The following is a 10,003-nucleotide window of genomic DNA, read 5'->3' on the forward strand; positions in this document are numbered from 1 at the left end:
TAATAATCCATATGAATAGCATCACCAGACATTACTAATACAGTTCCAGCTGAGTATGCATAATTCGGAACGATGAATTCTACAACCCTATAATGATACCGAAGCGTATCAACCATTCTTTGTACTACTTCGATGTATCCACCCAAAGTAGTTATAATAACCGTAAGTTTGTTTAATTTTGATTTTCGATTAGGATATCGTTTCCTTATTCTCTCAACAGCATCCCTAATATTATCATCAACCCCACCCGTAATGTCGCCAATGAATACTAATACATCTGAGGACAATGTTGTTTCAAGTTTACTTATACACTGGTCAAGCTGTTGTTCAACATGACTATTGGCAGGGGATTGTAAAGGATTAGTCATCACTATCCACCCTCGAAGCAATTAGTTACACTGAAAATACCACTCCGCTTAAGCATTGTCAACCCATACCTACGCCAATTCAAAATGATACCCTACCCCATTTACATCTGGTTGACTCCTCATCTGGCTGCTTCTATCTTAATCCTGGAGAGCGTTTCCTCGAGCGATTTTTCTCCAATCAGCAGTGCCGCCAGGTCTCCAGCCTCAATGGTTACCCTGGACACCGGGGTGCCGTCTTCCATAACGATAATCGTAATGGTCTGAGGCTTATCCATGAAGCTCATGGCTACGGTAGCCAGGTTCAGAGAGCGCCGCAACTGCACCGCCTGGCTATCACCGGCTACCTGCTCGTAGGAGATGGAAAGGCCGCCGCGTTCCGTCTTGATTTCTTCAATCTCCAGCCCGGAGGCAACAACCAGGGCCGTTTTCATCATTCTGATAGAGTCTTTGTCCAGGGCTGCGTTACCGCCACAGGCGGCTCCGATGGTGAGTACTACAAATAACAAAAGAGCGAGTAATATTCGCATTGTTATCTCCCTATGTCCTTCGCCAAGAGGTAACGCTGGTAGGACTGCTCATACATGGTGAACATTACCCCTAATTGAGCTTCCTGGGCAACGTCTGAAGAAGCCATCATGGAAGAAACGCCCCCGGAAGCAGCCTTGGCACTGCCTATATCCAGTTCAGGTAGCTCACCGGAACGCATCCGTTGCCAGATCAGCTCCGGCTTTTGTCCCGCATTACGCTCCGCAATGTAGGCACGGCTCCGCAGCGCGAAGTCAGTATCCTGCAGGCCACGCCCCATGGTCTTGACAGATTCCAGGGCAAACTCCGCGCCAGCCACGGCAAGCTCGCCTGCCTTGAGGCCGTCCACCTCCACCAGGTCAAAGAGGTCCAGTCCGGACTGTTTTTTGATTTCATCCCAGGCTTTGGGCGTGGTGGTCTTCCCACCATCAAACTGGTATTTCATATCCTCAAATAGTTCCAGCGTTTCTATTTCCTTGGGAGTCGGGATTCTACCACCGGAGGTAATCTTATCCTTCAGCACTTCTTCCGCCTGCTGCCATAAGAGCTCGTGCACTTTAGTCTGAAGCGGCTCTTTTACCTGTTTGTCCCACAGTTGTCCTTCTGTCCAATCAGCTACTGACTTCGGTGCTTCTCCGGCGTCAAGCTGGGTGCGGAGGTCATCCAGCACCTCGGACGCTACCTTGTTCTGCAGGTCAATATCCTTGTTCCGGGTGCTCCCCTCAAATAACGACTCCCACATCCAGTCCTTGGTATCAGAATAGAGTTCTGTCGCCCGCTGGGTGAGAGAAGGGTCAACGGCGCTCTCCAGGTCAGAGTAATAGTCTTTACCGTCCGGAGTATAGAGGATACGGCCTTCGGGCGAGACCAGTATTCCTACTTTCCTGGTTTCACCGTTTTGCATTCTGACATCCACGACATCGTGCCCCGAGGCGCGCGTAGGCTGGAATTTTCCTGTCTCCGGGTCTTCTTCATAGACAATACCCTTGACCTTTTCGAAAATCTCCTCCGCGCTCTCGGCATCAACGCTGGACGGGCTCTTGACCCGCCCGCTAAGCTGGTCAACAACCTCACCCCAGGAAAGCCCGGTAGATTCCTGATCTCCGCTACCGGCACCCCCGCTTTCCCCGGCCAGAAAGCCTTCAACATGAGCAGCAGGGTCCTCCGACAGAGTAGCGCCCGTCGGCTGAGAACCATCTGTTCCCGACTCTTCCCCTCTCTCTTTATCCTTTTCTTCTGCCTCTCTAACATTCCTGACGATTGTTTCATAGTCTATTGCCGCATCAGCTTCCTCATCTCCGGTAGAACCACTGGCCGTCCTCCTGGCCAGATTAGCGGCGCCGTCCAGTGTTGACGGGTTAATATCATGCTCGTTAGACCATTCTTCCAGTATTCCCAGCAGCATGCTCTCCCACTCGGTACCACAAGCAACCGTACCCAGAGGGATCAGCATGGATAATAGCAATAGAACGGTAACTATCGACTTCTTCATCGCACTTCCTCAGCCAGAATCTTGGCGACTTCAACAAAGTTGACCTGTCCTTCCAGTTCACGCAGGAATTGCTGCCGGCTTATTGCGCCGTCAGCATACCGCGTAATTGTCTCCGAAGGCGCAGTGAGTGTTAACAGTGATTTTCCTTCTTCATTCTTGTAGTCAACCGCCACCCGCTTGATGCCGTACCTCCCGCCTTCATCCAGGCTGGCAAGCAGGCCCATATACTCCGTGATGGCATCTTCCCGGTTGAAACTGCGGATATCAAATCCCTGCGAGGCATCAAGCACGGCAACGGCTAACCTCTCACTGGAATCCTGGTAGGGGATAACATAGATATCCATACCCTGAGTGTTAACCCCGGCCGATTTTAAGTCCTTCATCATGGCTGAGGCTGTTATATTGTCCAGCTCGGGTTTCAATAGCTTCTCGGCGGGTGACCTGGTCAGGCCAATGCGTTGCGGCAGATTGAAGAAGACCACGCCGATTATTAAAACAATCACCGCCAGGACGGCCAGTACGACCAGTTTTTTCATTATTCACGCCTCATCAGATAGTTAAAAACAATAGGTAGATAATATCATGCAATAATCCGAGAGTCAACGAAGCGCGAAGCATCCTGAGGCGTTCACGGAGATATTGACAACCAGCGGGCAGAAGTCTACGATGTTCAATATTAAAAAGAAGATTCCGGAGGTAAAGGAATGGGCAAAGTTACCGGTGGCCGACTGGTGGTTAAAGCTCTCAAGCAAGAAGGTATAGAATGCATTTTCGCACTGTCCGGTCGTGATATAGACCCTATTTTTCAAGCCTGCATCGATGAAAAGGTAAGGCTGATTGATACCCGCCATGAGCAGGCCGCCGCCTTCATGGCGGAGGGGTGGGCCAGAGCTACCGGGAAACCGGGTGTGGCTGCGGTCACCGGGGGCCCCGGCGTCGCCAATGCTTTCACCAGTATCTGGAATGCTTCCATAAGCCTGAGCCCGACCATTGTCCTGGGAGGAGCCGTCCAGCGGGCAGAGCTGACCCTGGGGGCTTTCCAGGAGATGGACTCGACATTACTGGTAAGCCCGATTACGAAGTGGCGCGAAAGTATCCGTGATGCCAGAAGGATTCCGGAGTATATCAGCATGGCTTTCCGCCAGGCGTTAAGCGGCAGACCGGGGCCCGTTTACCTTGAGTTACCTTCAGATGTGCTGCTGGATGAAGTAGAAGAAGCCCCGTTGCCGGTGAGCTACCGGACTACAGCCCGCGCGCAGGGTGACCCTGCCCTGGTCAAGAAAGCCGTCGAAATGCTGCTCAATGCCAAGCGACCGATTGTTATTGCCGGCAGCGGTGTCAGGTGGTCAGGAGCCGGGAAAGAGCTTCAGGAGTTTATCGAGATGGCCAAGCTACCGCTGACATTGACCCAGATGGGGCGGGGAGTTGTCCCCGAAGACCATCCCATGTGCTTTGGGCCGACCAGGGTAGGCACGAAACAGGCTGATGTTGTGTTGGTAGTCGGGACCCGCCTGAACTATGCGCTTAACTATGGCCGTCCAGCCCTCTTTGGCGAGGGCGGAAAGTGGATTCAGGTAGATATTGAACCCACGGATATTGGCCGTAACCGGCCTATTGATATCGGTATCATGGGAGACGCTAAAGCGGTACTGGGACAGATGATCGAGGAAGCCCGGGACAGGTGCAAGAACCGGCAGGAACTGCCCTGGGTGGAGGAATGCCGGGCGTATATCAGGGACCGGCAAAAGCAGCTTGAGGTCAATATGAATTCTGATAGCTCCCCTGTCCATCCCGCCCGTTTGTGCAAGGAAGTCCGTGATTTCCTGGACCGGGACGCGACTATCGTCCTGGATGGCGGGGATATCACGCTGTGGGGTGCCGCCGTCCTGAGAAGCTATGAAGTCGGGCACTGGCTGGACAACACCCCGACCGGGTGCCTCGGCTCGGGAACCGCCTTCGCCATGGCTGCCAAAGCGGCCAGACCGGACAAGCAGGTATTCCTGCTTAATGGAGACGGCTCTTTCGGACTGAACGCCATGGAGTTTGACACCATGGTCAGGCACAAACTACCGGTCGTCTGTGCTATCGGCAATGACGGTGCCTGGGGACTGATTAAACACGGCCAGCAGGCCCACGGGGCAGACAGGGTAATCGGTACCGAGCTTGGCTTCGTCCGTTACGACAAAATGGTGGAGGCGCTGGGCGGTTACGGCGAGGCGGTGGAGACGCCGCAGGATATCCGCCCCGCCCTGGAGAGGGCTTTTGCCTCCGGACTACCCGCCTGCATCAATGTGAAGTGCGCCGATGTTTTCCGGGGTCTGCCCAGACGGTCGGCTACGAAATAACTGAGGCGTCTTTCGCGGGACTGCTACTGAATAGAAATGAGAGCTTTGCCTCTGCGCTTTTCTAGTCACTGCCAGCTTCGGCTCTAGCTGCTGCTGACTCTTCGGTCTCCCGTGCGATTTTCGCCGACCTTACGCGAGATTCTGTCCCGCTTTCTCTACTCCATTTTATTTTGAAGAATATGTACGCCCCTATACCGGATATGATCAAACCACCGAGTATGAATAATCCAACCATTTTATCCTCCTGTTTAGCCCAACTAACGCTGATGTTTTTCTGATGGATTTAAGTGACATACACGGGTATACCCCCTACCCGTGTATGTCAGGAGTCAAACTCCGGTATTAAGCAGTTAGTCTGACTTTACGGTAGCAATCGCTACAGTACACCGGTCTATCACCGCGCGGCTCAAAGGGTACTTCAGTAGTTTTGCCACACTCGGCGCATACCGCCGGGAACATCTGGCGTCTGGAACTGTAGTTACTGGAACCGTAGTTGCCGCTTCCGTAGTTGCTGCTTCCGTTGCGTTCTGTCTTCCTTGCCTGGCGGCATTCGGGACAGCGCTTGGGCTCATTGGTATAGCCCTTGGAATGGAAAAAATCCTGTTCCTCAGCGCTGAAGGTGAAGGTAGCTCCGCAATCGGAGCATTGAAGTGACTTGTCCTGAAAACTCATTGGATGACCTCCTCTCTTAATATTTTAGTTAGAGTCCGGTCATCCAATACTTGATTGATCTGGAATGATTAAAAGTCTGTAACAACTCAAACTGGAACTAATTACATAATAGTTTAAACTAAAAAAGCCTGTTTGTCAAATAAAACAGGACTGAGCGTATAAAGGGTTACTTTAGGGCGCTGAGCGTGGAGCGGCAGTTCTGCCTCAAACGAGCTCCACGGTATCTCTATATCCCGGGGCGCTTGTTTTCCAGCCGGTCTTTTCACTTATAATCCGGGCAAAGCTGGTAGCGGCTCTTTCTTCCCCATGGGTGACGAAGACACAGCGCGGCGGTTGCCGGATGTCAGACAGCCAGGCCAGCAAGCCATCATGGTCAGCGTGAGAAGAAAAGCCATCTATCTTTTCAATGTTCGCTTTTACGGGGTAGATCTGCCCCAGGAGACGGATTTCTTTCGCCCCATCCAGCAGTATTCTGCCGGCAGTCCCCACCGCCTGATAGCCGATAAATAATATGGTGCTTTCCGGCCGGGTAATATTATTAACAATATGGTGCTTGACACGCCCGCCGGTCACCATGCCACTACCAGCGATGATAATACTGCTTCCTTCCAAATGATTAATCGCTTTGGACTCTTCGGCGCTCTCCACCATTTTGAGGTTTTCAAAATTAAAACAGGAATCACCCTGACGCAGGCGTTGCATCATTTCCTTGTCAAACAGGTAAGCATGCCGTTTAAATACTTCGGTAATACGTATCGCCATGGGGCTGTCTAAAAACACGGGTAAAAATGGAATTTCTTTGCGCAGAAAGAGTTCATTAAGATGATAGAGCAGCTCCTGACTACGCTCCAGAGCGAAGCTGGGAATGATGATATTACCCCCCGCGTTTGCCGTCATGTTAATACAGTCGCGCAACTGATTTTGAATATTGATGTTCTTATGTTCTTCATGGGTACGGTCCCCATAAGTCGACTCGATAACAATATATTCAGCGCCGTAAAAAATAGCCGGGTCATTGATTATGGGACGGTCTGGCTCACCGATATCACCGGAAAAGAGAATGCGGTGGCTCTGGCCTTCCTTTTTGATGTTTATACTTATTGCTGCCGCCCCCAGCACATGACCCGCCTCATAGTAACAGCCCTCGACGTTACTGTTAACACTCACGCAGGTCAGGTACTCCACCGCTGCAAAATGGGGGGCCACCGCTTCAGCATCCTCCACGGTATAAAGAGGCGCTTCCGGAAAAGGGCCGCGGCGTCCTTCCTTCCTGTGACGCTCCGCCTTATAGGCGGCATCTTCCTGTTGCAGATAGGCGGCGTCAAGGAGAATGATCCGGGCTATCTCAGCCGTAGGCTGAGTGCAATAAATCTTACCTGCGTAGCCGTCACGTACCAGTTTGGGCAAGAGACCGGAATGGTCAAGATGGGCATGGGTCAGGAAAACAGCGTCAATTGATTTGGGGTCGAACAGAAACGGGCGCCAGTTTCTTTCCTGATATTTCCGCTCCTGGTACATTCCGCAATCTATGAGCACACGGGCGTCATGGTTTTCCAGAAGATAGCAGGAACCGGTGACATTTTGCGCCGCGCCCAGAAAAGTTAGTTTAGCCAGCATAAATAATTTAATTCCTAACTATGATACACCCTGATGAAATTAGTTCAAACAGCGCAACCGAAAAGGATGTGCAAACACCTTTATCTTATTACTTATGCGCGATCTTATCAAGAAGATTTAAGATGGGTAGCTGGTTTCGCAGAATCGCTACCAGTACCCTGTCTCGGAAATACGTTGACAAAGTCGTTTCGCTTTTCAATAGAAAGAGGAGAACGGGGAGATTGAAATCCCTCTCAATCTCCCCCGTATCAAGTACGGGGCAAGCTCTTTACGAAAGGGAGAATAATTATTCAACTTATTTCTAAGACACTATACCAGTACCAGGTAACATTTATAGTTACGCTGCCGCCACCGCTGTCATTACGAGACCATTCCGACCCCGTATCGATGTACGAGGCGGGAATGACATATTATTTACCTGACGCGACACTAGTGGCTGTCACACCCTTTTACATGAAGATTTCGTTTTGACAGGTAATGTGCTAAAATCGACTTATCATCCAATAAAGCATTAGCAACGGTAAGATTATGGTGAAAAAAAGGCCCCCGCAAACTATAAAAACAAATTTAAGTGACACTAATAAGAAGAGGAGGAGTGCTGTGGCGCAATTTTCAGTAAACGCTTCCCGCATGGACCCGTACAAGAATTTCAAATTTAGAGTAAAGTGGGACGGAAAATACATTCCCGGTATTACGAAAATAACTTCCCTCAAAAGATCTACGGAGCCGGTAGTTTACCGGGATGGTGATGATCCCAGCACCTCACATCTTTCGCCGGGTACCTGGAAATTCGACCCAATTGTACTTGAGAGGGGGATCACCCACGATCTCGAGTTTGAAAACTGGGCAAACCTGAGTTATCAGGTTTCCGGTCCGATGTCTTTGAAGAACTTCCGAAAAGATATTATTGTGGAATTATTGAATGAGCAAGGAGTCATAGTTAAAGCATTCAGAGTCTACCGATGCTGGGTGTCCGAATATCAGGTCTTACCCGTTCTTGATGCCAGCGCTAATTCGGTAGCGATTGAAGCAATAACCCTGGAGAATGAAGGCTGGGAACGGGATACAGGGGTCCTCGAACCCGCAGAAACTTAATTTCCCTGGTCAGCCAGACCGGTGAGAGCGCCTATTAGCTCAGGCTACTTTCGGATAGCACCGCAATATTTTGGTGCTAATATATTACACGGACACCAGATCACGCAAAAGGCTCGTGTGTATCATATGACAGACGCGTTAACGTCAGGAATCAGGCTGACCGGTCTCTTTTATCACCAGGTCATTGTAGACGCTCATTAATCGCCGGGTAATGGGGCCCGGCCTCCCACCACCGATTGCCGTTCCATTCAGGTAGGTGACAGGCATTATTCCCAGAATGGAATTCGTGAGAAAAGCTTCAGCGGCATCCGGTAGTTCTTCAAGGTGGATATCCTCTTCGGAAGCTATGATACCTGTTTTTAGCGACAGCTCCAGGATAACGTCTCTGGTTATACCGGGCAGAATGCCGCTTTCCTGCCGCGGAGTTTTCAGCAGGTTATTGCTTACCAGAAATACGTTGCTGGTACTGGCTTCAGCCAGCTGACCCTTTTCGTTGAGAAAGAGTGCGTCATCAACACAGGAGGCTTTCGCCTCCTGGCGCGCCAGCAGACTTTCCATGTAATTAGCTGTTTTCATCGCCGTGACCGGCGACTGGCTATTCCTGCGGATTGAAGAGATGATTACCCTGAAGCCTCTTTCATAGTATTCGTCCGGGTATGGCTTATACTTAGCCGCAGCCACCAGGATCGTAATTCCAGCGCAACTGCGGGGGTCTGGTACCAGGCTGCCCTCACCAATAGATATGGCGAGACGCACCCGGGCGTCTCTTAACCCATTCACCTCAAGGGTATCAATGACAGCCTTCCTGATTACAGCAATATCTACCGCTATTCCCAGCCTTTCTGCGGACTTAGCCAAACGGGTGAGATGACTATCGATCCGGAATACCGCACCGCTGCGGGCGAGCATTGTCTCAAAGAGTCCATACCCGTAGAGAAAGCCGTAGTCCATAGCCGAGATTTTCGCCTCACTTACGGGCAGCATCACACCGTTAAGATAAACGATTTCCTCCATGCTCACTCCTCCGGCCAGACCGGCTCCGCATATGCCAGGAAATTAGACAGTATGGCATGTCCCATATCAGTCATGATGGACTCCGGATGAAACTGGACGCCTTCAACCACGTATTTCTTATGGCGGATGCCCATGTTGACGCCGTCGGCAGTATGTGCCGTCGCTTCAAGCTCCATCGGAAGCGAATCCCAGGTTAGCGCCAGAGAATGGTAGCGTCCACCCTCGAACGGATTCGGCAGTTGTTTGTATATCGTCCGCCCGTCATGATAGATGTGTGAAGTCTTGCCGTGAGTTGGTATAGGGGCATGGCTGACCTTAGCGCCGTAGACGTGGCCGATGCACTGATGACCCAGACAAACTCCCAGGATGGGTATTCTACCACCGAAAGCGCGGATGACATCATTCGATATGCCAGCTTCGAGCGGGGTACATGGTCCAGGTGAAATTATAATGTGAGTTGGACGCATCCGCTCAATGTCCGCCAGCGTAATTTTATCATTGCGGTGGACAGCAGGTTCCCAGCCTAACTCACCCAGATACTGGTACAGATTATAGACAAAAGAATCGTAGTTATCAATAATGATTATCATATCCCCTATCGCAAGTTGAGAGCGTCTATCAGTGCCCGGGCCTTAACCATCGTCTCCTGATACTCAGCTTCCGGTTGCGAATCGAAGACCACAGCGCCGCCCACCTGAAAATAGGCCCGGTTTCCTTTGATCAAGAAAGTACGGATGACTATGCTGAGGTCCATATTGCCGTTGAAGTCCAGATAGCCGATATTGCCCGTATATATGCTCCTTCTGGTGGGCTCCAGTTCGTCAATTATCTCCATTGCCCGTATTTTTGGGGCGCCGGTTATCGAGCCACCGGGT

At 51.0% G+C, this 10,003-nt stretch carries 12 protein-coding genes; 2 read left to right on the forward strand and 10 right to left on the reverse strand.

Features of this window, described 5'->3' with window-relative positions; translation table 11 throughout:
• The 4 genes from Q8Q07_07235 to Q8Q07_07250 all read right to left on the reverse strand — a co-directional run.
• The coding region (locus tag Q8Q07_07235) for a hypothetical protein (protein MDP3880076.1) at positions 1-368 on the reverse strand (368 nt) is incomplete at its 3' end.
• Between the two features lie 119 nt (positions 369-487).
• A complete protein-coding gene (locus Q8Q07_07240; protein MDP3880077.1) occupies positions 488-895 on the reverse strand; it encodes a hypothetical protein in 408 nt (135 codons plus the stop codon).
• Between the two features lie 2 nt (positions 896-897).
• Entirely contained in the window at positions 898-2,385 is a 1,488-nt protein-coding gene (locus Q8Q07_07245) for a hypothetical protein (GenBank protein ID MDP3880078.1), read from the reverse strand.
• The gene (locus Q8Q07_07250; GenBank protein ID MDP3880079.1) at positions 2,382-2,921 is read right to left on the reverse strand and encodes a hypothetical protein; all 540 of its coding nucleotides are present in this window, start codon (positions 2,919-2,921) and stop codon (positions 2,382-2,384) included. The genes Q8Q07_07245 and Q8Q07_07250 overlap by 4 nt, the downstream gene beginning before the upstream one ends.
• A gap of 168 nt (positions 2,922-3,089) precedes the next feature.
• Between Q8Q07_07250 and Q8Q07_07255 the strand changes: the two genes are divergently transcribed.
• Complete coding sequence (locus Q8Q07_07255) at positions 3,090-4,730, forward strand: thiamine pyrophosphate-binding protein (protein MDP3880080.1); 1,641 nt, start codon at positions 3,090-3,092, stop codon at positions 4,728-4,730.
• Positions 4,731-4,791: 61 nt separating this feature from the next.
• Here the strand turns inward: Q8Q07_07255 and Q8Q07_07260 are convergent, their stop codons facing one another.
• The 3 genes from Q8Q07_07260 to Q8Q07_07270 all read right to left on the reverse strand — a co-directional run bounded on the left by Q8Q07_07260 (position 4,792) and on the right by Q8Q07_07270 (position 7,019).
• On the reverse strand, positions 4,792-4,965 hold the full coding sequence (locus Q8Q07_07260) for a hypothetical protein (protein MDP3880081.1): 174 nt from the start codon (positions 4,963-4,965) through the stop codon (positions 4,792-4,794).
• Positions 4,966-5,072: 107 nt separating this feature from the next.
• A complete protein-coding gene (locus tag Q8Q07_07265) occupies positions 5,073-5,402 on the reverse strand; it encodes a zinc-ribbon domain containing protein (protein ID MDP3880082.1) in 330 nt (109 codons plus the stop codon).
• A 204-nt stretch (positions 5,403-5,606) separates the two neighbouring features.
• Complete coding sequence (locus Q8Q07_07270) at positions 5,607-7,019, reverse strand: MBL fold metallo-hydrolase (protein MDP3880083.1); 1,413 nt, start codon at positions 7,017-7,019, stop codon at positions 5,607-5,609.
• Between the two features lie 528 nt (positions 7,020-7,547).
• On the opposite strand from Q8Q07_07270, the gene Q8Q07_07275 reads away from it, so the two are divergent.
• Positions 7,548-8,114 carry a phage tail protein gene (locus Q8Q07_07275; protein MDP3880084.1) on the forward strand — a complete coding sequence of 189 codons (567 nt, stop codon included), beginning with the start codon at positions 7,548-7,550 and terminating at the stop codon, positions 8,112-8,114.
• A 144-nt stretch (positions 8,115-8,258) separates the two neighbouring features.
• Here the strand turns inward: Q8Q07_07275 and Q8Q07_07280 are convergent, their stop codons facing one another.
• The 3 genes from Q8Q07_07280 to Q8Q07_07290 form a co-directional block, all read right to left on the reverse strand.
• Positions 8,259-9,128 carry an aminotransferase class IV gene (locus Q8Q07_07280; protein MDP3880085.1) on the reverse strand — a complete coding sequence of 290 codons (870 nt, stop codon included), beginning with the start codon at positions 9,126-9,128 and terminating at the stop codon, positions 8,259-8,261.
• A 2-nt stretch (positions 9,129-9,130) separates the two neighbouring features.
• Positions 9,131-9,718: an aminodeoxychorismate/anthranilate synthase component II gene (locus Q8Q07_07285; protein MDP3880086.1), complete on the reverse strand. Its 588-nt coding sequence runs from the start codon at positions 9,716-9,718 to the stop codon at positions 9,131-9,133.
• A 5-nt stretch (positions 9,719-9,723) separates the two neighbouring features.
• A partial coding sequence (locus Q8Q07_07290) for a chorismate-binding protein (protein ID MDP3880087.1) occupies positions 9,724-10,003 on the reverse strand: 280 nt, incomplete at its 5' end.

This window comes from Dehalococcoidales bacterium, from assembly GCA_030698765.1.
Taxonomy (GTDB): domain Bacteria; phylum Chloroflexota; class Dehalococcoidia; order Dehalococcoidales; family UBA2162; genus JAUYMF01.